Source organism: Pedobacter sp. UYP30, from assembly GCF_040547165.1.
In the GTDB taxonomy this organism is placed as follows: Bacteria; Bacteroidota; Bacteroidia; order Sphingobacteriales; family Sphingobacteriaceae; genus Pedobacter.
This window is the reverse complement of the sequence record NZ_JBEPPD010000003.1, coordinates 36,620-61,816: the sequence shown is the minus strand read 5'-3', so window position 1 is coordinate 61,816 and position 25,197 is coordinate 36,620. Positions and strand designations below refer to the sequence as shown.

At 38.8% G+C, this 25,197-nt stretch carries 25 protein-coding genes and 1 tRNA gene; 20 read left to right on the top strand and 6 right to left on the bottom strand.

What is annotated here, in order from left to right:
• Positions 1–5: 5 nt before the first annotated feature.
• Positions 6–1,001 (bottom strand): pyruvate dehydrogenase (acetyl-transferring) E1 component subunit alpha, encoded by a 996-nt coding sequence (pdhA, locus tag ABIB40_RS04570; protein ID WP_354356447.1) that lies wholly within the window; start codon positions 999–1,001, stop codon positions 6–8.
• Positions 1,002–1,227: 226 nt separating this feature from the next.
• Between pdhA and ABIB40_RS04565 the strand changes: the two genes are divergently transcribed.
• The 16 genes from ABIB40_RS04565 (at position 1,228) to ABIB40_RS04490 (ending at position 15,106) form a co-directional block, all read left to right on the top strand.
• Positions 1,228–1,785, top strand: coding sequence for a C40 family peptidase (locus ABIB40_RS04565; RefSeq protein WP_354356445.1), 558 nt, complete (start codon positions 1,228–1,230; stop codon positions 1,783–1,785).
• A 90-nt stretch (positions 1,786–1,875) separates the two neighbouring features.
• Positions 1,876–3,006 (top strand): CapA family protein, encoded by a 1,131-nt coding sequence (locus ABIB40_RS04560; protein WP_354356443.1) that lies wholly within the window; start codon positions 1,876–1,878, stop codon positions 3,004–3,006.
• A 9-nt stretch (positions 3,007–3,015) separates the two neighbouring features.
• Positions 3,016–3,189, top strand: coding sequence for a hypothetical protein (locus tag ABIB40_RS04555; protein WP_354356441.1), 174 nt, complete (start codon positions 3,016–3,018; stop codon positions 3,187–3,189).
• 115 nt (positions 3,190–3,304) lie between these two features.
• Positions 3,305–4,681, top strand: coding sequence for a DNA recombination protein RmuC (locus tag ABIB40_RS04550; RefSeq protein ID WP_354356439.1), 1,377 nt, complete (start codon positions 3,305–3,307; stop codon positions 4,679–4,681).
• A gap of 431 nt (positions 4,682–5,112) precedes the next feature.
• Entirely contained in the window at positions 5,113–5,445 is a 333-nt protein-coding gene (locus tag ABIB40_RS04545; RefSeq protein WP_354356437.1) for a hypothetical protein, read from the top strand.
• Positions 5,446–5,724: 279 nt separating this feature from the next.
• A tRNA-Arg gene (locus tag ABIB40_RS04540) sits at positions 5,725–5,796 on the top strand.
• Positions 5,797–6,072: 276 nt separating this feature from the next.
• Positions 6,073–7,068 carry a Fic family protein gene (locus ABIB40_RS04535; protein ID WP_354356435.1) on the top strand — a complete coding sequence of 332 codons (996 nt, stop codon included), beginning with the start codon at positions 6,073–6,075 and terminating at the stop codon, positions 7,066–7,068.
• A gap of 246 nt (positions 7,069–7,314) precedes the next feature.
• A complete protein-coding gene (locus ABIB40_RS04530) occupies positions 7,315–7,494 on the top strand; it encodes a GIY-YIG nuclease family protein (protein WP_354356433.1) in 180 nt (59 codons plus the stop codon).
• A gap of 208 nt (positions 7,495–7,702) precedes the next feature.
• Positions 7,703–8,083, top strand: coding sequence for a transmembrane 220 family protein (locus ABIB40_RS04525; protein ID WP_354356431.1), 381 nt, complete (start codon positions 7,703–7,705; stop codon positions 8,081–8,083).
• Positions 8,084–8,106: 23 nt separating this feature from the next.
• On the top strand, positions 8,107–8,964 hold the full coding sequence (locus ABIB40_RS04520) for an EboA domain-containing protein (protein ID WP_354356429.1): 858 nt from the start codon (positions 8,107–8,109) through the stop codon (positions 8,962–8,964).
• Between the two features lie 62 nt (positions 8,965–9,026).
• Entirely contained in the window at positions 9,027–9,974 is a 948-nt protein-coding gene (locus ABIB40_RS04515; protein ID WP_354356427.1) for a TatD family hydrolase, read from the top strand.
• Positions 9,975–9,978: 4 nt separating this feature from the next.
• Positions 9,979–10,863 (top strand): UbiA-like protein EboC, encoded by an 885-nt coding sequence (eboC, locus tag ABIB40_RS04510; protein ID WP_354356425.1) that lies wholly within the window; start codon positions 9,979–9,981, stop codon positions 10,861–10,863.
• A 35-nt stretch (positions 10,864–10,898) separates the two neighbouring features.
• Positions 10,899–12,065 (top strand): 3-dehydroquinate synthase, encoded by a 1,167-nt coding sequence (locus tag ABIB40_RS04505; protein ID WP_354356423.1) that lies wholly within the window; start codon positions 10,899–10,901, stop codon positions 12,063–12,065.
• Positions 12,066–12,069: 4 nt separating this feature from the next.
• On the top strand, positions 12,070–13,251 hold the full coding sequence (gene eboE / locus ABIB40_RS04500; protein ID WP_354356421.1) for a metabolite traffic protein EboE: 1,182 nt from the start codon (positions 12,070–12,072) through the stop codon (positions 13,249–13,251).
• A gap of 3 nt (positions 13,252–13,254) precedes the next feature.
• Complete coding sequence (locus ABIB40_RS04495; protein WP_354356419.1) at positions 13,255–14,604, top strand: alkaline phosphatase family protein; 1,350 nt, start codon at positions 13,255–13,257, stop codon at positions 14,602–14,604.
• A 232-nt stretch (positions 14,605–14,836) separates the two neighbouring features.
• Entirely contained in the window at positions 14,837–15,106 is a 270-nt protein-coding gene (locus tag ABIB40_RS04490; RefSeq protein ID WP_354356417.1) for a hypothetical protein, read from the top strand.
• A gap of 169 nt (positions 15,107–15,275) precedes the next feature.
• Here the strand turns inward: ABIB40_RS04490 and metK are convergent, their stop codons facing one another.
• Positions 15,276–16,526 (bottom strand): methionine adenosyltransferase, encoded by a 1,251-nt coding sequence (metK, locus tag ABIB40_RS04485; protein WP_354356415.1) that lies wholly within the window; start codon positions 16,524–16,526, stop codon positions 15,276–15,278.
• Between the two features lie 211 nt (positions 16,527–16,737).
• Here metK and ABIB40_RS04480 point away from each other — a divergent pair, with 211 nt between their 5' ends.
• Positions 16,738–17,658: a diacylglycerol/lipid kinase family protein gene (locus tag ABIB40_RS04480; RefSeq protein ID WP_354356413.1), complete on the top strand. Its 921-nt coding sequence runs from the start codon at positions 16,738–16,740 to the stop codon at positions 17,656–17,658.
• Position 17,659: 1 nt separating this feature from the next.
• A complete protein-coding gene (locus tag ABIB40_RS04475; protein WP_354356411.1) occupies positions 17,660–18,010 on the top strand; it encodes a translation initiation factor in 351 nt (116 codons plus the stop codon).
• Between the two features lie 260 nt (positions 18,011–18,270).
• Here ABIB40_RS04475 and ABIB40_RS04470 read toward each other — a convergent pair whose 3' ends face one another.
• Positions 18,271–19,950, bottom strand: coding sequence for a DUF8614 domain-containing protein (locus ABIB40_RS04470; RefSeq protein ID WP_354356409.1), 1,680 nt, complete (start codon positions 19,948–19,950; stop codon positions 18,271–18,273).
• 108 nt (positions 19,951–20,058) lie between these two features.
• Here ABIB40_RS04470 and ABIB40_RS04465 point away from each other — a divergent pair, with 108 nt between their 5' ends.
• The gene (locus ABIB40_RS04465) at positions 20,059–20,895 is read left to right on the top strand and encodes an N-acetylmuramoyl-L-alanine amidase (RefSeq protein WP_354356407.1); all 837 of its coding nucleotides are present in this window, start codon (positions 20,059–20,061) and stop codon (positions 20,893–20,895) included.
• Between the two features lie 1,173 nt (positions 20,896–22,068).
• Here ABIB40_RS04465 and ABIB40_RS04460 read toward each other — a convergent pair.
• The 3 genes from ABIB40_RS04460 to ABIB40_RS04450 all read right to left on the bottom strand — a co-directional run bounded on the left by ABIB40_RS04460 (position 22,069) and on the right by ABIB40_RS04450 (position 24,345).
• Positions 22,069–22,275 carry a hypothetical protein gene (locus ABIB40_RS04460; RefSeq protein ID WP_354356405.1) on the bottom strand — a complete coding sequence of 69 codons (207 nt, stop codon included), beginning with the start codon at positions 22,273–22,275 and terminating at the stop codon, positions 22,069–22,071.
• A gap of 18 nt (positions 22,276–22,293) precedes the next feature.
• A complete protein-coding gene (locus tag ABIB40_RS04455) occupies positions 22,294–23,976 on the bottom strand; it encodes a S41 family peptidase (RefSeq protein WP_354356403.1) in 1,683 nt (560 codons plus the stop codon).
• 153 nt (positions 23,977–24,129) lie between these two features.
• Positions 24,130–24,345, bottom strand: coding sequence for a hypothetical protein (locus tag ABIB40_RS04450; protein ID WP_354356401.1), 216 nt, complete (start codon positions 24,343–24,345; stop codon positions 24,130–24,132).
• 160 nt (positions 24,346–24,505) lie between these two features.
• Here ABIB40_RS04450 and ABIB40_RS04445 point away from each other — a divergent pair, with 160 nt between their 5' ends.
• Complete coding sequence (locus ABIB40_RS04445; protein ID WP_354356399.1) at positions 24,506–25,105, top strand: porin family protein; 600 nt, start codon at positions 24,506–24,508, stop codon at positions 25,103–25,105.
• Positions 25,106–25,197 lie beyond the last annotated feature (92 nt).

The window sequence follows — 25,197 nt, the reverse complement described above, 5'->3', positions numbered from 1 at the left end:
AAAAATTAATCTTTTACGAACGGGTAATCGTTTTCTATATATACATCAGTATAGAGTTCTTCTGGCTCTGGCCATGGAGAATCTTCTGCAAACTTAACGGCATGAGCAACAGTTTCTTTAACACGTGCTTCTACCTCTTCAATCCATTTCTCATCGGCATATTTTTGCTTTAAGATGGTTTCTCTTGCCAACTCGATAGGGTCTTTTGCTTTGTAATCTTCCAATTCCTCTTTGGTACGATATTTAGCGGGATCGCTCATGGAGTGTCCTCTAAAACGGTAAGTGCGCATTTCTAAAAATGTTGGCCCTTCGCCGTTCCGTGCGCGTTGGATGGCTTCGTCCATGGCGTTGTGTACCGCTACCGGATCCATTCCGTCTACTGGTGCACAAGGCATATCGAAACCTAAACCAATTTTATAAATATCTGTCATGTTGGTGGTACGTTGTACCGAAGTTCCCATGGCGTAACCGTTGTTTTCGCAAACAAAAATTACGGGCAGCTTCCAAAGCATTGCCATGTTAAACGTTTCGTTTAATGCACCTTGACGCACCGCGCCGTCGCCCATATAACAAATGTTTACATGATCTGTACCTTTATATTTTTCTGCAAAAGCTACACCTGCACCTAAAGGAATTTGGCCGCCTACAATGGCATGGCCACCGTAAAAGTTATGTTCTTTGCTAAACATGTGCATAGAACCACCCTTGCCTTTGCTACAGCCAGTAGCTTTACCATACATCTCTGCCATTACAGCATCGGCAGATACACCTAGCGATAACGCATGCGCATGATCACGGTAAGTTGTAATCATAGAATCGCCTTTTTTCATGGCAGATATGGCGCCAGCAACAACAGCTTCTTGCCCGATATACAAGTGGCAAAAGCCGCGAATTTTTTGTTGGCCATACAGCTGTCCAGTTTTTTCTTCGAACTTGCGCATCAGCAACATCGATTCGAACCACTTTAACCAAGTATCTTTATTAATCTCTACTGCACTCATTTGGTGTTTTTAGTTTTTTTGCGTCAGCAAATCTAAATTTTTATTGTAATATAAAGAAGTTTTTAACGTAAAATGCCTAGTATATTTTGTTTAAATGTTAATAACTTTACGTTTGCCTACACAAACATTTGGATAACATTTGTATAATTGATACTTTTGGCAACCAACAATAAGCTATTGAAGTGTACGTTAAAGGGAGTGAACCCGCCACAACAAAGAGCATAACATGATTAAAAGAATTTTGTTTTCAACAATAATCGCTATTTGCACGTTCTCAGCTGCATTTGCACAGCCAAAAACAAAAGAGGATGCTAAAGATGTTAATGATCCAGACAACTTAGCTTCGCAATATTTTTCTCAAGTAATGGGCGTGGCGATAGATGCTACCACGAACTTAAAATTGTACAAATTTGTTTACGAGTGGATTGGAACTCCATATAGTTTTGGAGGTAACACAAAAAAAGGAATAGATTGTTCGGCCTTTACCAAAGCCATTTACGATAAAGTTTTCAACACCACCATCCGTCGCAACTCTAGAGATATCTTTAGCATGGTAGATCCATTATCAAAAGACGAGCTGAAAGAAGGAGATTTAGTTTTCTTTAAAATTAAGAGCAGGAGCATTTCTCACATGGGTATTTATTTGGGCGATAATCGCTTTGCGCACGCATCTAGCTCTAGAGGTGTTGTAATTAGCAACTTGAACGAGCCTTATTACAGTAGATATTTTTATAAAGGTGGAAGAATTTTAGAATCTGTAAAAAAGGATTTTACAACAGAATAGTTTTTACTGCTTTTAAAACTTTTTTAAAAAGAAAGTTTTATCCCTCCTCCAAAATTATTTCGGAGGATTTTTTTTGCAACGACATTTAAGATGAAATTTTCTTTGCGCCTTTCTATTTGCTCCGTTTTTATTGTAGTAGGTTTTTCTGGCTGCAGTAACGATAAAAACGATAAAGCTGTCTTACAGCTAGATGAAGGGCTTAATTCCACGCCTAAAGTAGACACTTTAGTTAAACACACTGATACTTTATCTATTGTTGCAGTGGGCGATATTATGCTGGGCTCCAGCTACCCGTCTGAGAAACACCTACCACCCGATGATGCGAAAAATAGTTTTGTGGCTGTAGATAGCTTGCTAACGGGCGATGTGGTTTTTGGTAATTTGGAAGGCGTGTTGCTAAACGATGGGAAAACAACAAAAATCGACACCTTAAAGCTTAAAACGAAATACGCATTTAGGATGCCCGAACGTTACGGCGGGATTTTAAAGCGCGCGGGATTTAATGTGTTAAGCATCGCCAACAATCATATTGGAGATTTTGGGATGAAGGGCAGAATGACCACCGCTAAGATTTTGGATTCTCTAAAAATTAATTATGCAGGACAGCTACAAAAGCCATTTGCAGTTTTTACCATTAACAAAGTTAAATATGGATTTTGTGCTTTTGCTCCCAACGCAAATACGGTTTCTATAAACGATGTAACTGCGGCGAAAGCTATTGTTTCTAGGTTAAAAGATTCTGTAGATGTAGTTATTGTCTCTTTTCATGGCGGGGGAGAAGGAAACAGTTTTCAACGTGTAACTAGAAAGAAAGAGGTTTTTTATAAAGAGAATAGAGGTAATGTTTACGAGTTTGCACATGCCGTGATAGATGCGGGCGCCGATGTGGTACTCGGGCACGGCCCGCATGTAACTAGGGCCGTAGAGATTTATAGAAGCAAATTTATAGCGTATAGTTTGGGTAATTTTTGTACCCGCGGTACTTTTAGCTTAGCCAGAGAAAATGGCTTCGCACCATTATTACGACTAAAGATAGATAGAAAAGGAAATTTCTTATCGGCCGAGGTAATTTCTGTGAAGCAAGATAAAATAAACGGTCTGACGCTTGATGGTAAGGAGCGGGCTTTTAAAAAGATGAAGGAATTAACCGATGCAGATTTTCCTGGGCACAGCTTAAAATTTGAAGGAAATACCATTAAACTTGTAGATTTAGCCTTTTAAGAAATCGATTTGAAAAAGAAACATATACTTCATCTCATTATTGGCTTAAGCGCGGCTGTTTTGGCCTTGGTGGCCATCTATTATATCTACTTAAATCCAAAAAATCTAATTTCGGCTGGGATTATCGCAACGGCTGGTGTTGTGATTGCCATTAGTCAGTATTTAATTATTAAAAGAGGGTAGGTGGCTGATTGTTTAGAGGTGAGATGGTTAGTGTTTAGAGGAAAACGCTGAGGTGGATATCTTGATACTTGCTACTCGATACTATACCTTTGAAACGCTTAACCTATTATCATACATGGATTTTCTTTTAATATTAGTCGGTATTTTTATCGGCGGCTTTATTTCTTACTTCATTTTTAACATGCTACATAAATCTACAAGCGTTAGTAAAGTTAGGTTTGAGGAGATAAACCAACAATTTTTTACAGCCGAAAGCAACCGTCAGTCTTTAGATAATATGCTTCAACAGAAGATTAAAGACTTAACGGAAGTTGGAAATAGAAACGATTTTGCGCAGAGAGAAAATAATCTATTAACTACAGAAAATGCCGTTTTAAAAGTAGAGCTGAACACCGAGCGCGAAAAATTAACACAGCAAAAGGCAAGTTTGGCAACCCTGCACGATCAAAATTTGTTGCAATTTAAGGAGATGGCAAACAAGATTTTGGAAGAAAAATCTGAACGCTTTACACAGACAAACAAGGTAAATTTAGATGCGATGTTGAAGCCTTTTGGTGAGAACATTGAGAAGTTTAGCAAACAGGTAAACGAAACGTACGACAAGGAATCGAAGGAGCGCTTTACCTTGGAGAAAACGGTAAAAGACCTGATCGAACAGACGGATAAGGTGAGCCTTGAGGCAAATAATTTGGCTACCGCTTTAAAAGGAAATACCAAAAAACAAGGCAATTGGGGAGAGATGATTTTGGAAAGTATTTTGCAAATGAGTGGTTTGGTTAGAGACCGGGAATACTTTTTAGAGCAAAACCAAAAAGGGGATGAAGGGATAAATTTGCGGCCAGATGTGTTGGTGAAATTTCCAGACAATAGGGTGGTTATTATAGATTCTAAAGTTTCGCTGTTGGCGTATGATAGATTTGTTTCTGCGGATACGCCCGAGCTGCAAAACCAACATCTGGCCGAGCACATAAAGGCAATTAGGAACCACGTGGATACGCTAAGCGGTAAAAAGTACGACGACCATAAACAGGCGTTGGATTATACCATGCTGTTTATGCCGATAGAACCAGCGTATCTGTTGGCGATACAAACCAATCCGCAAATATGGGATGAAGCATTTAAAAAGCGTATTATTTTAATAAGCCCGACAAATTTAATTGCCTGTTTAAAGCTCATTTCAAACTTATGGCAGCGCGACAGTCAGAGTAAAAATGCCCAGGCGATTGCCAAAATGGGCAAAGATTTATATGAAAAAATTGTTGTGTTCAGCAAGACGTTTGCACAAATTGGCAAGCAACTTCAAGGTGCAGAAAATGCTTATCAAACTGCTCTCGGGCAATTGAACAGCGGCAAAGGCAACCTCATTTCTAAGGCGATAAAATTTAACGAGCTAGGCATTAAATCTTCGGCAAAAATTCATGAAAATGTGTTGCCCGCCAATGTAGACTCTGACGATTATTTGGAGATTGCGGCGGGAGAGGAAGATGTATAGACTATGATTCGGGCTGATCAACGGGTCTTTGTGGCGTGGCAGCTTCCTTGGTTCGTAGAGACAAAAACCAAGGAACGGGATACATCTTAATTTAGTTTTTATCAAAAACTTAAAATAGCGCAACTCCTTAATTTAGTATTTTAGATAAATTGAAATAGTGAAGTTTACTGATGTCGTGTTAGCTATAGAATGGGAAAAATAAGTTTTTGTATCCATCTTTTTAAACATGTAAACCCAATATAGGTGTTAATTTATGTTCTTAACTAAAGGTAAATCGCAATTTAAGCAAGCACTAAAAACCATCGAAGATTACAAATAAAGCTTGAAAATTCTAATTATATGCTAAATTAGCAATTATCGGTTCAACTGCGCATGTTAACCTTTGTTATAAGCAATTAAAAAATACTCTAATTTAAAAATTATCAAAATACATGGTCCAAATAAATTTATATTATCCATTATGGAAAAGATACCTTCCAGTCTTTGCTATTCAACTAAAAAAAGCAATAACCGAAGAACAAGAAATAAATTTTACAAAATCTGATTTCCATAACCTAGGCAACAGAAATAAATCAGATTATGGTTTTAGTTTGGATATAGAAAACGGCAAAGTGAAAAATAATATTTCGGGTTCTGCAGTGGCAAGAGACTTGTATGATGTGCTAATGAGCGATACTAAAGTAAAGGAGTTATTGCAGGGCAACCATTTCAAGCTTAGTTTGGGTAAAGCCTATATTCTAAAAATTGCGTCGATAAGCGAATAGAACATCGAACACAATAAAATAAATGCAGGATTTTTGTAGCGCCCTTAGCGGTGATGATTTATATTCTTTACGCTTTATTCTAGTGTTAAACCTGAGTCATCACATGATTCACGAAGTACCGGAAATTGGTAGAAACTTCTATTCTGATGCTCAGAAATTTAATTATCTTTGCGCAATTACGGATTTTCACTTTGGTTTCGTAGTTCAACGCCCGCCCGGCCGAATGCCGTTCGGACGGGGATAGGATAGAAGTTTCCTAAACTTTAAATAGGATTTATTGGTTTCGTAGTTCAACGGATAGAATAGAAGTTTCCTAAACTTTAGATGCGAGTTCGATTCTCGCCGAGACCACAAAATTTTTCCCATCTTGGGAGGATTATAGGAAAGTTATCCGAATATTTTATCTCGTATGAAGCGAGATTATGAAAGGAATTTAGATCTAAATCTAGAGGTTCTAATTATTTAGTGAAGGATTTTAACTAAAGTATTTTGTATCCACTGCTTTAGCTATCGGTTCATTATTAGTTCTTATCGGCCCATATCGGCTCATTTGTTGAGCGATTTTAGTTATATTTGCATATGAGCTCAGTTAATATACATACCGAAACACTGCATTTAAATTGGAGGTTGGTTACTTTAATTAGCGATATTGATCGTTTTGATGCCTCTTGGCAATCGATTGAAAGAAAAGAAGGCCAAAGCCTTAAGGAATTAAAGTCAATTGCCACTGTTCGGAGTGTGGGAGCATCGACACGTATAGAGGGATCGAAATTAAGTGATATGGAGGTCGATGTTCTTTTAAAGAATATGGATATTTCAAAGCTCGAAGAACGGGACCAGCAGGAAGTTGTTGGTTATTTTGAAGTCCTTGATTTAATTGATGAAAGCTATAAGCATTTGCCAGTCTCAGAAAATGGGTTGAAAAATTTGCACAACCAGCTTTTAAAATACAGCCAGAAAGATCAATGGCATAAAGGTAACTATAAACAACACACTAACGCTGTCGAAGCTCATCTACCTGATGGTACCAGTCAGATTATTTTTCAAACCACGCCTCCCGGGTTTCTTACAGAAGACGCCATGCGTGCAATGATATTTTGGTATGATACCGATATAGAAACCCACCCACTAGTCAAATCTGCTTTGTTCTGCTACGAGTTCGTTTCTATACATCCTTTTCAAGATGGAAATGGACGGTTAAGTAGATTGCTTGCTACACTTCTTTTAAGAAAAAGCGGTTACCAGTGGATTAGATATGTAAGTTTTGAACATGAAATTGAAAGTCAAAAAACAGAATATTACAGCGCACTAAGAGCTTGTCAGGCACAGAGACCAGGTGAAGATATTACCGAATGGGTTGTTTTTTTTCTTTCCAGTCTTAGAAATATACAAAATGCTTTAATGGTTAAACTAGATACTCATGGTGTTGAGAAAAGTATCTCAGTTAAGGAAAAGCAGCTACTCTATATTGTAGAGAGCAATGCTGGAATTAAAACTAGCGAGATCGCTAAAAAGTTGGGGATGTCCAATTCGACAGTGAAGAGAATGCTCGACAAACTGATCATATTAAAGCTGATTGAAAGGCAGGGTGTAGGTCCTGGATCATACTATAGTCTGTTATAATTTATCGGCTCATTATCGGTTCTTATTGGGCCATATCGGCTCACGCGATAGATGGAAAGAAAATTAAAAAGCCAGCAAACTAGTGCTGGCTTTTGAAGACTTACGAAATTAAAGCCCTTTTAAACCGGGAGGAGGTGGATTAAACAAATCATCCTCCAATCCCGCAGCCATTATTAGGTTACGCTCGAAAAATTTGGAGTTCTGTATCTCTGGGACCACAAAAAAGCCCTGTATGTTTATGCCTACGTGATAAAAAGTGAAAAAACTGATTATTATTACAAGGGGCATTGTCAGAATCTTGAGGAAAGGTTAAAGCAGCATAACTCGGGAATGACTAAGTCGATTATTCCCTACATTCCTTTTAGAATTGTATTACGAGACATTTCAAACCAGAGAGGAAGCGATGGTAAGGGAAGGATATTTTAAAACTTCAGCCGGCAGGAGATATTTCAAGGATAAATTCCGGCAATAACCCAACCCATTTTTTGAAGTCGTTTTTCGAGCTAAATATTTATATTTTCTATCCTAAACCCCAAAAGCTATATATAATTTACAATCTTTACTAAAAAATAGGTGCCGAATTAAATAACTTTGTGGGTAAAAAAAACACCTCAAATTTTATAAAACATTTGGAATGATTTTAATAATACTTAACGTTATTTTTTGCATTTCGTTCATCGGCTTTGCCTATGTAAACTTAAACGACAAAGACTCTTGGTTATGGGTTCCAATTTATATGGCGGCGGCAATATGCTGTGGATTGGCTGCGGCGCATTTGTTGTTCCCTTACATTTACCTGGCGCTAATTGCTTTTTATTTAATTTATGCAACAAAAATTTTCTTCGCTAAAGATGGTGTTCGAGATTGGATTACCAAGTACAACAAGCCCAGCTTGGTTGAAAGCATGCAGGCTACAAAACCTTACATAGAGCAAACCAGAGAGTTTTTCGGCTTGCTGATTGTAACAGGTGCTTTGCTGATAAATTATTTGGTTTCGGCAGGAATTTTTGCATAAAATTGATATAACAACGTTTTCTTATGGCGATGAGTGATGATTTTGGAAATGCGAGCGAACTATTTTTAAGCGTTATAAAAAATAATATAAACGAAAGTTCCCTAATGTGGCTTGAAAGTGCGGGGAAATCTGCTGAAATAGAAAAGCTGGTTCAGGCATTTGTGATGTTGCCACGTAAAACAGGAAAAAGTCCTTTAAAAATTAGCAGTCAGCAGCAAGATGCGCTACAGCAGCTCGATATGTCGCATCTCAACAATTGGACAATCGATCGTTTAGCGAGGGTTTGGTTACTGGGCGTACAGAGTTTGGCAGGTGCCGAAAAATCTCATCCCGTTATCGAGAGTCTGTTTTTATCGGCAGAGATGAATGAAGCAGTTGCATTATATTCTGCCCTTCCTTTTTTAGCCAAACCCAAAACTTGGGTTAAGCGATGCGCAGAAGGCATACGAAGTAATATTGGTTCTGTGTTGGAAGCCATTATGGAAAACAACCTTTATCCTTCAGAAAACCTTGATGAGGCTGCATGGAACCAGTTGGTTTTAAAAGCCTTTTTTACAGAAAGAAACATAACTAAAATACAAGGGCTAGATGAACGTGCGAACGAGCAATTGGCGCTAACCTTAAGCGATTATGCCCGCGAGCGATATGCGGCTGGACGAGCCGTAAACCCTCAACTTTGGCGCGTTGTAGGTTATTTTATAAACGATAAAATTTTTGAAGCCATTAAAATTGGTTTAGCCAACCAAGATGATAGAGAACATAAAGCCATTGCGGTTGCCATTTCGATGTCTGATTATGGGCTAGCAAAGGTATATATCAGTCAAATTCCCGAACTTAAGGCCGTTGTAAGTGAGCAGGCGTTAAGCTGGGATCTTATTTGATCAAGAAATAAATTAAGTATAACATGTGTTGCAGCAATTCAATTGAAAAAGATAAAGCGTCGATGGGTAAACCAGAAGCGTTTGATATAAGTGCGGTAAAAGGGATGAGATTTTTTGATCCCCATGTGCACATGACCTCCAGAACAACTGACGATTACCAGGCTATGGCGGATGCAGGTGTTGTTGCGCTTATTGAGCCTGCTTTCTGGTTGGGTCAGCCGCGTACAGGATTGGATAGTTTTAGAGACTATTACAGTAGCCTTATTGGTTGGGAGCGGTTTCGTTCGTCGCAATTTGGCATTAAGCATTATTGCACCATCGGCCTAAACTCGCGAGAGGCGAATAATGAAAGCCTGGCAGAACAGGTGATGGAAATTCTGCCTTCGTTTATTTATAAGGAAGGGGTAGTTGGTATCGGCGAAATTGGGTTTGATGACCAAACCGCCGCTGAAGAAAAATATTACCGCTTGCAATTAGAACTTGCTAAAGAAGCAGGTTTGCCCGTTCAGATTCATACGCCACATCGCGATAAGAAAAAGGGTACGCAACGCAGCATGGATATTGCTTTAGAACACGGACTAGATCCATGCAAAATCATTATCGATCATAACAATGAAGAAACCGTAAAAGAAGTTTTAGACAGAGGATTTTTCGCGGCTTTTACCATTTATCCTTTCACCAAAATGGGAAATGAAAGAATGGTAGAAGTTGTTAAACAATATGGTGCAGAACGAATTATGATAAATTCTGCAGCAGATTGGGGCATTAGTGATCCCTTGGCTGTGCCTAAAACTGCGGCTTTAATGAAGCTGAAAGGAATAAGCGATGCTGATATTGAACTGGTTACCTATCGAAACGCTATAACAGCTTTCGCGCAAAGCGGCCAGATTGATGAGGCTGATTTTATTACAGCAAATAACATCGATCAAACAGAAAAATTTGAAGGCAATACCATTTTACGCGGCGGACAACAGCCACGAACAAATAAATCTTCCATCATCATCAGTTAAAAAATTGGGAAAATTAATTGATTATTTGCGCATTATGCGCCCCGCAAATATGGTAACAGCTGTTGCAGATATTCTTGCAGGTATAGCCATATCTGGGATATTAATCAGCAGCATTACCACACCTTGGTTTGCCATTCTTTGCCTTTGCCTTTCAACAGCCTGTTTATATGGTGGTGGCATTGTTTTTAACGATGTTTTTGATGTAGAACTTGATAAAATCGAACGTCCTGAACGTGCCATTCCAAGTGGCATAATCAGTTTAAAAAATGCAGCAATATTAGGGAGTGCTTTACTTATGTCCGGAATTGTGCTGGCGTCACTAAACAGTTTAGCTTCTGGTTTACTTGCTTTTGGCGTAAGCTGTTTTGCTTTGATGTATAATAAAGTTGGCAAACATCATCCTTTTTTTGGCCCGCTGAGTATGGGCATTTGCCGTGGCTTGAATTTATTGCTTGGATTAAGCATTGTACCCGAAATGTTGCAGCAGCATTATTTGCTGGCCATAATTCCGGTAATTTATATTTTTTCAATCACAATGACTAGTCGTGGCGAAGTGCATGGCGGCAATACTAAAAATCTTTACCTCGCCGCAATATTGTATGCCTTGGTAATTGGCGCTATTACAACTTTTGCTTTTCAGAACGATCGTTTATTATGGTCTTTACTGTTTCTCTTGCCTTTTGCCTGGATGATTTTTAAACCATTATCCAAAGCCATCAAACATCCGATAGGTAAAAATATCGGCGCTGCGGTAAAGACAGGGGTCATCTCACTCATTTTAATGGATGCCGCCTGGGCTGTAACTTTCGATGCATTGATTCTTGCTTTTATTATTGCGGCATTATTGCCCTTATCTATGTGGCTCTCTAAATTATTTGCAGTTACCTGATTTTTAAAATTCTATCAAGAGATTATCCAATTTATATGGAACATTTACAACAATCCTTTACGGTACAATATAATTTTAACGTCTTCTTTACCACGGCACTTTTCTCTGTGGAGAATGATTTGCTGAGCAGTTTTCTTAGTCTGTTAAATCCCGCGAAGACGGTAAAAAAGATTTTTTTTGTTGTGGATGACGGTGTTGCAAATGCGCACCCCGAATTGAAAAAGCAGATAAAAAACTACTTTTCTAAACACCATCAAACACAATTGGTTCAAGATATTTTGGTTATCCCGGGAGGAGAAGCGGTTAAGAATGAAGCTAAGTATTTGGATGTTGTTTTAGAAGCGGTGAATACGCACGGAATCGATCGCCATTCGTACATTGCGGCCATTGGCGGCGGCGCGTTGTTAGATATGGTTGGCTATGCTGCCACTATTGCGCACAGAGGGATTAGGCACATTCGGATCCCAACAACGGTATTGTCTCAAAATGATTCTGGGGTTGGCGTTAAAAACGGCATTAACTTTTTTAATAAAAAGAATTTTCTGGGTACTTTTTCGCCCCCTGTGGCAGTCTTTAATGATTGCTCATTTCTTAACACATTATCTGATCGCGATTGGCGCTCTGGCATTGCCGAGGCTTTAAAAATTGCGTTAATAAAAGATGCAGAATTTTTCGATTGGCTAGAGGCCAATGCAAAACCAATGGTAGAACGGAATATGGAGGCGATGAATTATCAAATTTGGAAATGTGCGAAATTGCACATGGAACACATTAAAAGTGGTGATCCCTTTGAAAGTGGTTCTTCTCGTCCCTTGGATTTTGGCCATTGGAGTGCCCATAAATTAGAATATTTAAGCAATTTTGAAGTTAAACATGGTGAAGCGGTAGCCATGGGAATTGCCTTAGATACGGTTTACTCTAACCTGTCGGGAAGATTAAGTTGGGCAGATAGCCAAAGAGTTCTAAAGCTTATACAGGCGCTCGGTTTCGAACTTACACATCGTCTGTTGCAAGTAAACGAAGGCGATAGTCCGATTTTAGATGGGTTGGAAGAGTTTAGGGAGCATTTAGGCGGCGAGTTAACCGTTACTTTGTTAACAGGGTTGGGGAGCGCAGAAGAAGTGCATAAAATGGATTCGGAAATTATAAAAGAGGCTGCAAAATTTTTAAATCAACAGGCAACTCGTAAAGCAACAAGTTAACGTAATGAAAATAAACTCCGGACATTTAACATTCTGTACAAATATTTATGCGGGCGAAAGTTGGGCTGCACATTTTGCTGTTTTAAAAGATAGTTTTCCGATACTCAAAGCACAATTATCGCCAGAAAAACCAATGGGCATTGGCTTAAGGCTTTCTAACGTGGCGAGTATGGAGCTATTGCAAGAAAATCTGCTGCAAACATTTAAAGAATGGCTAGCCGAGGTTGATGGCTATGTTTTTACCATGAATGGTTTTCCTTATGGCGGCTTTCATCATACAAAAGTTAAAGACCAGGTGCATGCGCCCGACTGGACAACTACCAAACGACTAGATTATACCATCCGTTTATTTAATATCCTTGCTGAATTGCTTCCTGATGGAATGGATGGCGGAGTTTCTACTTCTCCATTAAGTTATAAGCCTTGGTTTACAGATTCGGAGGAGCGAGAAAAAGCAACTATTACGGCAACGGAAAATGTTTTAAAAGTTGCAGAAGAACTTCAAAAAATAGCCGAGCGAACCGGTAAAATACTCCACCTGGATATAGAACCAGAGCCCGATGGTTTTATAGAATCGGGACTTGAATTTATAGATTGGTATGAAAATGTTTTGCTTCCGGCAGGGAAATCTCGTTTGGAAGAAAGCGTAATTAAGCAACACATTTGTTTATGTTATGATGTTTGCCACTTTGCGATTGGCTATGAACCGCACATCGATATTATTAACGAGTTAAAAGCAAAGGAAATTCTGGTCGGGAAAATCCAAATCAGCGCGGCTTTAAAAGCGAAATTACCAGAATCTCTTATTGAAAGAACATCTGTGATAAACGAGTTGGCGCGTTTTGATGAACCAACTTATTTGCACCAGGTAATTGCCAAGCAAAACGATGGAAGTTTAATTAGATATCCAGATCTTTCTAATGCTTTGGCAGATAAAGAAAATACAGCTGCTACAGAATGGCGGGCACATTTTCATGTTCCCATTTTTGTGGAAGATATGGGGCTCATCCAATCTACCCAAGCAGATATAAAAGTAGTTTTAGAGGCTTATAAAAATAGCCCTTTTACTGCTCACTTAGAAGTAGAAACCTACACTTGGGAAGTTCTTCCGGCATCGTTAAAAGCTCCGTTAAATGATTCGATTATAAGGGAATTAAATTGGGTAAAAGACCTATTAAAATTTTAAATCATGCAAAAAACAGTTGTAATAGATATTGTTGGATTGTCTGCTTCTATTATTGGAGAACACACCCCGTTTCTTAAAAAATACATCGCAAAGAAAAATTTTACCAATATAGAACCCTTACTGCCTGCGGTAACAACAAGTGTTCAGTCGAGTTATTTAACTGGAAAATATCCTGCAGAAAACGGGATTGTTGGCAATGGTTGGTACGACAATACCGATAGTGAGGTAAAATTCTGGAAACAGTCTAATAAATTGGTAAATGGGGAGAAAATATGGGATAAGGCGAAGGCAGAAGATCCATCGTTTACCTGTTCAAATATGTTTTGGTGGTACAACATGTATTCAAATGCAGATTACTCGGTTACACCGCGCCCAAATTACCTTGCCGATGGTCGTAAGCTGCCCGATTGCTATTCGGATCCAGCAGAATTACGCGATCATTTACAACAAAAACTCGGTCAGTTTCCATTATTCAGTTTTTGGGGTCCGGCTGCAAATATAAAATCGAGTAGATGGATTGCCGATGCCGCTATGGAAACAGAGCAATTGCATAATCCAACATTAACTTTAATTTACCTGCCGCACCTCGATTATTGCCTACAAAAATTTGGCCCTGATTTGGAAAAAATAAGTGCTGAATTAAAGGAAATTGATCAGCTTGTTGAGGAGTTGGTTCTATATTATGAAAAGAAAGGTGCAAAAATCATTTTACTTTCTGAATATGGAATAGAGCCTGTAAATAAACCAATTCACTTAAATCGGGTTTTTAGGGAGGAAAACCTAATAGGCATTAGAGAGGAACGAGGGTTGGAACTTCTTGATCCTGGCGCATCTAAAGCTTTTGCGGTTGCCGATCATCAAATTGCCCATATTTACATCAACGATAAAAGTGTAACCGAACAGGTTAGAAATTTACTTAAAAATACCCCTGGCGTCGATTTGGTTTTAGATAAAACTGAACAAGAAGAATACCACATCAACCATGAGCGTTCGGGCGATTTTGTAGTTACTTCAAAAGAAGGCAGCTGGTTTACCTATTATTTTTGGCTAGATGATGCGAAGGCTCCAGATTATGCAAGGGTTGTAGATATTCATAAAAAGCCAGGTTATGATCCTGTAGAAATGTTTATGACCTCGAAGCTTCGTGCTGGCTATAAATTACTTAGAAAAAAGGCTGGTTTTAGGTATGTAATGGATGTTATTCCCTTAAATGCGACCTTGGTTAAAGGATCTCATGGAAGGGTTGGAATCGCTGATGCTTATAAGCCCGTTTTAATTACAGATTCGAAGATTACCAAAACATTGCAAGCGCCCGATGTTTACGGCGTGATATGGGATGCGCTTACGAAATAGGTTTTTTAAGTTCGATGCCCAAATAAGTTAAATTGATAATGTGTTGACTAGCCCAATAAATTAGCAAGTATAAACACCTGTTTTGGGTTTTAAGTACCTTTTTTACAAACCTTTCCTGCGTATAAAGCCTTGTATATGTAATGGAACTCTAGGGCTATTTTCTAACCGATTCTTTAGCTTTGAGCAGTTTAGGATTAACTTAATTTTATATACATTTTAAATTTTTAAAACTATGAAAACACATGCCCAGCTCTCTAAGGCCAAGGATGGCGTAGGTAAAAAAAAGAGTTTAAAATTAACGCAATTAGGCGGTAGAATCTCTGCCCGCATTACAAGAGTAAAGAGTGCCATAAACGCTCTCAACGGTCTCAACGCTCTCAGTGCTATTGAAATAACGGATGAATACTTTTTTGGATATACCGATATCCATCAGAACAAATCAAACCGAGAAAATACCATATCCGATTCAGTAGACTTAGAGGTTAGATACGGCTTATTGTAGATGCCATACCACCATCCAAAAAATCGTTGAGTGTTAGCCATTATTTAGCCGACACTTTTTTTTTGCTCGGAAAGCTTTGTAAAAAAATAGAATTTTAGAAAAGCTGATCATAAAAAAAAAGCACTTTGATTTTCATCAAGTGCTTTTAAAAAAATAAATCCTGCAGCAGTTAGATGCCGAAAGCTTCTTTTACTTTATCAACATAATCCAGTTTCTCCCAGGTAAACAGTTCTACTTCAACCGTTTTTTCTTCGCCGTTTGGCGATTTAAATGTCTTGATAACTGTTTCAGGCTTTCTTCCCATGTGTCCATAAGCTGCGGTTTCGCTATAAATAGGGTTGCGCAGTTTCAGCCGTTGTTCGATAAAGTAAGGGCGCATGTCGAACAGTTGTTCGATAATTTTGGCAATCTCGCCATCGTTTTTTTTCACTTTTGCAGTGCCATAAGTATTTACATAAATACCCATAGGCTTTGCTACACCAATGGCATAACTTACTTGTACCAAAATTTCATCTGCAACACCTGCAGCAACCAGGTTTTTTGCAATGTGGCGGGTAGCGTAAGCAGCACTTCTATCCACTTTACTTGGGTCTTTGCCCGAGAAAGCACCGCCGCCATGTGCGCCTTTGCCTCCATAAGTATCTACAATAATTTTTCTGCCGGTTAATCCAGTATCGCCATGCGGTCCGCCGATAACAAATTTACCGGTAGGATTGATGTGGTGTGCAATATCATCATTAAACAAATGTGCATACTGTGGATATTTTTTAATAATACGAGGTAAAAGAATGTTAACAAGGTCTTTTTTGATCTTCTTCAACATGGCCTCTTCCTCATCGAAATCATCGTGTTGGGTAGAGATTACAATGGCTTCTATGCTAACTGGTTTGTTGTCATCATCATATTTTAACGTCACTTGGCTTTTCGCGTCGGGACGCAAATAGGTAATTTCTTTATTTTCTCTGCGCAATTCGGCAAGTTCTTGCAACAGTTTATGAGACAAGTCTAGCGCTAAGGGCATATAATCTACGGTCTCGTTGGTTGCATAACCAAACATCATTCCTTGGTCTCCTGCGCCTTGTTCTTCTTTGCTTACTCTATCTACGCCTTGGTTAATGTCTTGCGATTGCTCGTGTATGGCAGAAAGAATGCCGCATGAGTTAGCATCGAACATATAATCGCTTTTGGTGTAGCCAATTTTTCTAATTACTTCTCTAGCAATGTGTTGCACATCTAAATAGGTTTTCGATTTTACTTCTCCAGCTAAAATAACCTGACCAGTAGTTACCAGAGTTTCGCAGGCAACCTTAGAATCTGGATCAAAAGCCAAAAAGTTATCAATTAACGCATCCGATATTTGATCGGCAATTTTATCTGGGTGACCTTCAGAAACAGATTCTGACGTAAATAAATAAGACATCTATTAAAATTAAGATTAATAAAAAATTACTATAGCCAACAACCCTCAGAAAATGGGTAAAATAAGAGGTGTTAGCATTTTTTTTAAGTGGTTGCAATCTGGCTTTCTATATAGAAAACGTAGCAAATCCCTCCACTTTTTTCGTCTGCAAAATTAACATATTTTCTTTATTTAAAAAATAATAGATTATTTTGGCTGTTAAACAGAAACAGTGGCCGCGAGAAAGAATATTTTATTTATCATCAATCCCATCTCTGGGGGCAAGAATAAGGTAGATATTCCTGCTGCAATCAACCGATATCTTGATAAAGAAGTCTTTAATCCTGACATAAAGTTTACAGAGTTTGGCGGGCATGCATCAGCGCTTGCAGAAGCTGCTTTGGCTGGTGATACCGAAATTGTGGTGGCGGCTGGTGGAGATGGGACCATCAACGAGGTGGCCTGTATGGTTTTAAAGTATAAAAAGACGTTAGGTATTTTGCCCCTAGGATCTGGAAATGGCCTTGCGCGATTCTTAGAAATTCCTACAGATCTACAAAAGGCAATTGCCTTGCTAAACAAACAGCAGACTAAAAACATAGATTCTGGGCATTTATGCGGCAAGCCTTTTTTTAACCTTGCGGGAATGGGATTCGATGCGCATGTAAGCGCGATTTTTGCCAAAGACAAAAGTAGAGGGCTGTTTGGTTACATTAGGCTTGGTTTGGCAGAAGTGCTTAGCTACAAGCCACAAGAATACCTTATAGAAATTGATGGCAAACAGTTTACAAGAAAAGCATACGCCATCAGCATCGCCAATTCTTCGCAGTATGGTAATGATGTAATTGTTTCTCCTTATGCATCCGTTACCGATGGATTTTTAGATGTTTGTATCATTAAAAGTTTTCCACTGATCAAGTTGCCTATGTTGGTCTTTGTAATGATTAAAAGAACGGCTAAGAAATCTAACTTGATCGAAATTATACAAGGTAAACAGATTAAAATAACAAGAGAAAAAGAGGCTGCGGTGCATGTAGATGGCGAACCGTTACACATGTCGGCCGACTTAGAGGCCGGTATTGTTGAACAATCGCTGAAAGTTATTGTATCATTGTGGGAAAGAAAATTGATCATCCACAAGAAGCGAAATTGAGATGAAGTCGAAAAAAATAAATTTAAGTGATCTTGGTGGCATTATGTATTCTACCGATACATCTTACGAATTTCGCCAAGAAACAGAAGAAGTTGATACACCGAAAAATCAGCAGCAAGATTTGCGGGTAATGTTGGATAAGAAGAATAGAGGTGGTAAAGCAGTTACCTTGGTTATCGGTTTTCAGGGCAAAAGCGATGATTTACAAACGCTTGGCAAAATGCTTAAAACCAAATGTGGTGTAGGCGGTTCAGCTAAAGATGGCGAAATTCTGATTCAGGGCGATGTGCGCGATAAAGTGATGTTGATTTTGCAAAAAGAAGGATATATGGTGAAGAAGGCTGGGGGATAGGGTTTGGGGATTGGAAGTTGGAGGTCGGAAATCGGAGGTCGGAGGTCGGAGTTCGGAAGTCACCTCCTATCCCTTGACGTACTTTGGTGCTCTTCAAAAAAATTCAGCGTAATGCAGGTGCCGAAACGAGTTTGGCACAAGCAAAACAGGGTAAGTCACCCTGAATTCGTTTTAAGATCTTTATCTTTGATGCATGCACAGCCTAAATAAATAATAGCGGTATGCCAAAAAAATACTTCCTGTTTAAAGGTTGTGTAGACTCATTTTACTCCCAACACATCAACACCCTGTTCAAAAACCACATCTACAGGAATGTTGTTGTTCGTTAGCTTGTCTAAATCTTTTTGCAATTCGGGGTGGATAACCGCCATGGTCTTTTCTACTTTTTCTACGGCAGCCCTGTCTCCATCACCCTGTAGTTTTAGAATGAGGGCGCTTAAATCATTCATCGCGGTAGCAAACTTATCATAATCTATTTTGTAGGTGCCCTGCTCAGTTCTTTCAAATGCGCCATGTTCCTTAAAATAGTTAAAACACTGCATATTTGCTTTTCCATGCGACTCGGACACGCCAAACCTAACCGACCTTAAAATGCCAGCCATAAATGTGGTGTAATAGGTTTTAATGTCGCCCGTAAGTTCTCCTTTTTTCAATAGGGCGGTAACCATATACAGTCCTAGAATATCGGCTTTGCCTTCTTCCAGCCAACTATACTGGTCTTTTAGTGCCTCGCGTACATAACCTTTGCCATTAACGGTCTTTTTAATCCCCAAGCCATGGGCAACCTCATGAAACATAATGTTGGTAAAAAATGCATCAAAATTAATGTATTGTTGTTGGTCAGCGGCAATCAGACTTTTAGAAATGGGAACCAAAATCTTATCAAACTTAGCCTGCATGGCATTTTTTAATTGAGACCTGCGGGTACCTTTTTCTTGTTGTATTTTTTCGTCGTTTGGCAAATTAATGGCAATGGTTTTCGAGCCCGCATTGCAATCGCCGGCATAGTACACTACATCGTAAGCATTCAACTCTGAGTCTGTTCCAGGTTTTTCCTGCTTGTATTTTGCTGGTACCGGGAGGTCTTTTTGTAGTTGGGGCAACATGGTTACGTATTTTGCCAGTCGCTTGCTCCATTCTTTATCTTTAATCAGTACATAAGCCTCGTAGCTGGTACGCGCATTAAAAAGCTTATCCTCATAATTTTCTATCGGGCCAATAATAATGTCTAGGGCATTCGTTTTCATGTCCAGCCAGGCATAATCGCTTGCGGTAAATTTATCGGTTACCAATGCATCTGCACGCAGGTTTAAATACTTTTTAAATGCTGCGTTATCAGTAACTAACGCGGCCTGTTTCAATAAAGACGATGCACGTTGGAGTTGCCCGGCACACAGAATATGGTAAGGCGTTGTGCTTAGTTTACCGCTGCTGTCTCTGGTAACCACAGAATAGGCGCCAAATTTATCGGTTAGTTTAGCTTGTTCTATCTCTTGTTTGGTAATGTTTTTTGGGTAAAAGAAAGCACCATCTGGCCTTGGGCCAACGCCAGCCACAAAAGCAGTATCGTTGTTTAGTCTATCCCAAGGGCCGTAATTGATGTTTAGAAACGCCCTAGTGTTTTCATCCTTAACATTTGCTAATAAACTATCTCGCGCCGGATAGGCTTGCTTCCAATACAAATCGTCCATTATTTCTGCCGCTTGGATAAGCAAAGGCAGTACTTTCCTGTTGTTGGTACTTAGCAAATTTATATTGGTAGTCAGTTTTACACGTTCGTAAATAGGAAGCCGTTTGGCTACGTACGCTTCTAGTGCATTTTCTTGTGCAGTATTTACGCTACTGCTTTTTTGATTTTTTGTTTCTTTTGGAGTATTGTTACAGGCCATAAACAGTAGACAGCTAGCCAAAATTAAACTTGATTTAGGTAAATCTTTCATCTGCGGAGTAAATTGCCCTAAAGTAATAAAATTTGTAGTTTTTGTTGCGAATTTTGAAGCATTAGCTTTAATTTTAGGGTAAATTGCTCTTTTTAGAAACGACCCAACATGTTTAAAAGTACTTTTATAAAATTTCGATTGCCCTTTATTTTGGTATGCTTGTTAGCTTTTTCTGCTTGCAAAGTGAAAAAATATGCTGCTACAGAAAAAATCTACAAAGAAAAGGCAAAGAATTTTGCAAATATTATTAGTGATGTTCCGCCTAAGGGGCAAATTTACGATACCTTAAATAGTCAAAACCAACAATGGATAGCTTCCGTAAACTTTGGCATCCGCAAGCCTAATTTTGTCATATTACACCATACCGCGCAAGACAGTCTGGACCAAACCATAAAGACTTTTCAGTTGGCAAGAACGCAAGTTAGTGCGCATTATGTAGTGGGGAGAGATGGCAAAGTGGTGCACATGGTAAACGATTACCTGCGCGCAAACCATGCAGGTGTGGCCAAATGGGGCAAAGACACTGACATCAATTCATCGTCTATCGGTATCGAGCTAGACAATAACGGCAGTACCGATCCTTGGCCCGATGCGCAGATAAACAGTTTGTTAAAACTCTTGGCAACGTTAAAAAAGGAATACAATATTCCGACGGCAAATTTTATCGGGCATGCAGATATAGCGCCCGGAAGAAAGCCAGATCCAGCACATTTTCCTTGGAAAAAACTGGCCGATAAGGGTTTTGGATATTGGTATGATGAGGTTTTACAGAATCCTCCTGCCGATTTCAATACCGAAATGGCGCTAAGATACATTGGGTATAATACCAAAAATTTAGGTGCAGCTATTAACGCCTTTAAAATTCATTTTATCCAGACCGATATTAGCCAAACATTAACGCCAGTTGATGTTTTGGTGCTTTATAATGTGTATTTAAAATATTGATTGCTGTTAATTTTTGAAATTAGTTAAGATGATTTGGGCGCCATTACATCCCGCACGTGCGGGATTGTATTTTTCGGGCACAAAAAGCCTCAAAAGATGCCGTTTCTGTCGTTAGCGCAATTTAATCCAAGGGCAGATTATTAAATTCGGTATTCATCCTTTCCACCACACCAAAAAACCTCAAAGAAACATAATCAACATGGGTCATAATCCCGAAGGGATTTAATGTTTATAGAAATTATGGTGTGAAAAGAGGTTCGACCCCGACGGGGTCGCATGTTACGTTCAACGTATCTGTGCTATAAACATTTGAACCGTTCCGGTTCTGTTATCGGCGATTGTTTTGACCGCCTTTTCACATCTAGACAACAAAATTTAAGATAAGACGCCGTTTTTGAGACCTTTCGTTCTCGTCAATATAAAAAAAAAGATTTGTTGCGCTAACCACAGCAATGGCATCATTTTTTATTAGACAATAAGTGAGATTGCCGTAAAGCGCAATGCTTATCGTGCAAATATCTCGTCATTTTAAGTACATGGAAATATCTCGGAAGCATGCAAAAAATTATGTACCTCTTTTGCATTGTTTGTAATCCCGAAGGGATTAAATGCCTATAGGAATTAGGTTGCGATGTGGGGTTGGACCCCGATGGGGTCGAATATTGCGCCCAATGTGTCTATGCAGTAAGCAGTTGAACCGTTCTGGTCCGGGCATCGGCAATTGTTTTGGCCATCAAAAAAATCCTGCAACAAACTTGCTCTCAACATGCCACTTATGAGGTATTTTGGTGCTTAAAAAAAACCATATTTTACCTTGTATTATACATTTATAAGTTATGTCATCTATCTTAAGAACAGGCTTGGTTCGTGTCTCCAACTAGCAATTCTAATTTCGCTTCGTGAAGACACAAGAAGAAGACAATTTTTTAATTGTAGAGGTCAGCAATTCTGTTTCTTTAACTCCTAGCAGTAACCAACGTTGTCTATTTCCTGTTGTTAAACTTTGTGCTTTTGCTTAGTTTGTGCATACAAGAGCTGAGGAGGAGATCGTTTTTAAAATAGCGCTGAATGTGACTCGGTTAACTTTAATATCATCACTTCTTCATCACAATAAGATGACCAATAATCAAGCTACTTTACAACTTTCAAAAATTAAAAGCGTCTTCGACGTTTTTATAATTTTAAAAAGCGAGTTTTCGTGTCTGCAATACCCATTCTCCATGGCAGAGAATACTGGATGTTTTCAAGATACAAACATTCAGAACCAGTCATCTTTATAAACCATGGTCTCGCTTTTAGATTAGCGGCTGTTGGAAAGTATTCTAACGCTTCTGCAGCAAGAGGAAACAAAGTTACAAATAACGTAAGGACTCTTTTCATCCGCTTATAGATAAATGGTTAATTTATAGGATTTTCAGGTTTTCCGATAACTTTAAAATTTCCCTCACCCGATAAAATTGCTAGCATTTTAGGTTGATTGTCGAACAACTGCTTTGCCGCAACCAGTTCTTTATCATATTGAAAACCCTGCACGGTTCTGCCGTCTTGGTAGAAATATCTACTAACAATTTGGCTTTCCAAATACCGCTTAATCTCCTCTTTATGCCTTACAAGGTCTGTTTTTTTAGATGAAGTAAGTTTATACTTTAGGTTTTCTAAATCGGCCTGTACTTCGGCAGATTTGTTTTCTTTTTCAGCTTCCAAGCGCAAATCAGAAAGCAGTCGTTCCGTTCTGCTTACATAAGTTAAGTCTTTATCTGGCAAGGCCGATGTAAACTTAATGTAATCGACATCGCCAAGCTTAAAATTATTGGGCGATGGAATGGTTGGATGATCTTTTTTATACTGATTGGCAAAATCGAAGAACAAATTTTTACTGATCATGATAATGGTAATAGGGCTAAGCTTAGGAGCTTCGGTAAGCACATCTGGATAGATGCCGTTGCCGCTGTAAACCTCTCTACCTTTTGTTGTTCGGTACATTATTGCTAAAGAATCTGCAAATTTTTCTACCGAGCCATCTTGGCTTCTGTGGCCATAGTCTAATTTTTGGATACACCTGCCCGAGGGCGTGTAATATTTTGCCACGGTAATTTTAACCAAACTGTTGTAGGGGAGATTAAAGGCCTGCTGTACCAAGCCCTTGCCGTAACTACGTTGGCCAATAATAACAGCTCTATCTAAATCTTGCAGCGCTCCTGCTACAATCTCTGACGCTGATGCCGCGTTTACATTTACCAGAACCACCAAAGGTAATGTTGGCGCAATTGGTTCTGAAAGCGTTTTGTATAAGATAGTTTTTTGCGGATTTTTTCCCTTTTGGGTAACGATAAGCTGGTTCTTGGCAATAAATAGGTTAACAATTTTTACGGCTTCCTGTAAAATACCTCCACCGTTGTTGCGCAGGTCCAGCACAATGCCTTTTGGACTGCTTTTTTGGAGCTTAATTAAAGCAGAAGTCACTTCTGCAGCAGAGTTTTCTAAGAATTTATCGAGTTTTATGTAACCTATGTTATCGTCTAGCATGCCAGAATAGGAAACATTTGGCTGAAGTATTTCGTCTCGAATCAACTTCTTAACCAGTTGCTTTCCATCTCTACCTACCGTTAAAGAAACATCGCTACCTTTTGGCCCACGTAACAGCTGGCTCACTTCTGCACGCGTTTTCCCTTTAGCTAGCAAGCCATTGATGGCCACAATTTCATCGCCCGGAATAATTTGTGCTTTATCTGCTGGATAATCTTTAATAAGTTCGTTTACGAATAGCTTTCCGTTTAAAAACAGTGTACCAGCGCCAATTCCTCCGTATTGTGTGCTCACATATTTTAGTCGATAGTCTTCAATTTCAGATTCTGGCACATATTGCGTGTAGGGATCCAAACTGTCTAACATGGCGTCTATACCAATGCGCATGAGTTTTGGAGCGTTGGTTTCATCAACGTAATTTATGTTTAGGTCTTTATAAACGGCGGCAAAAATATCCAGGTTTTTAGAAACGAGAAACAAATCTTCCCGAAAGGAAAAAGTTATTGCACATACCAGAATGGCCGCAAACCCAAAAACAAGTTTTAACTTTTTCATTCGATAAGATTAAATTTCAGACATATAGGTTGACTAATTGATGCCAAACCAAAATTGAGCAAAAAATAAATATACTAAAAGCAGCTAGCAAAAAGAATTGCCCAAAAAAGAAAGTGGGGAAATGTAAATTAAAGAAATTGGCCCAAAAAAAAGTTACAGCCGGTTTCCTTTGGGGTCTGCAATAGCCTTTTGTAGCGTAAACTCAACATAAGTTCTGTCTCGCTTAACCAAGCGCATAATATCTGCTACCAGTTTTTCTTCATTACCTGGAGAAAAATCTAAGGGCTGGTCTACTAAATCGCGGTATTTTCTTAGAAACTTCGTCTTAACCCTAAAAGCGTTCTCTTCTGTAAGTTGAAAGTTGGCCATAAACATATTTTAAGCAAAAGTAAAAAATTATTTTGTTCGTTTGCTCGATTTGCTGCCTGTATTTGCAAAAATCTTTTTAAATTTATCATCTTTGTACACGATTATGCTTTACAAATACGTTAATCGAATGTAAAACGCGTGACTTTAAACTGAAAAGAACATGAAAAAATTAACTTTATTAATGGCCATGGTAGCTGCATTTGCGGTTAATACACAGGCACAAACTTTTAATTTAGGGATTAAAGCAGGCGTAAATCTTGCAAAGATAGATGCCGATTATGCAAAAACAGAAAACCGATTGGGCTACCAACTTGGGGCTTGGGCACGTGTAGGCGTAGCAAGTTTTTATATTCAGCCAGAGGCATATATAGGCACCAAAGACAATAGATTTTTAAGTTTCCAAAACAATGGAAATGAGGTCACGGCAGTAGGTACTGCTAAGTTTACCACATTGGATGTGCCTGTTCTCTTCGGAACCAGCATTGGCTCCAAAAACCTTAATTTTAGGTTAATGGCTGGCCCGGCAATTACCTTACTTTTAAATGATCGGTCTACTTTTAGTTCAGCATACGATGAATTAAAAGATTTTAAAAGCTATAAAAAACAGGCTTTTTCTATACAAGCAGGTGCGGGTGTAGACATTTTGAAATTCTCCGTAGATCTTCGTTATGTTGCAGGCTTGAGCAACCTAAGCAACAGCGATATGTATAAACAAAAGTCAAATGTTTTTCAGCTAAGTTTGGGCTATAAAATTTTATAGCCAACAACAACCAGTTTTATTTTTCGAAAATTCAAAACGGGCATTTAGGTTTGTACGTTAGGCATATCTTCTGGCAGGTTTTTTCTTGCCTT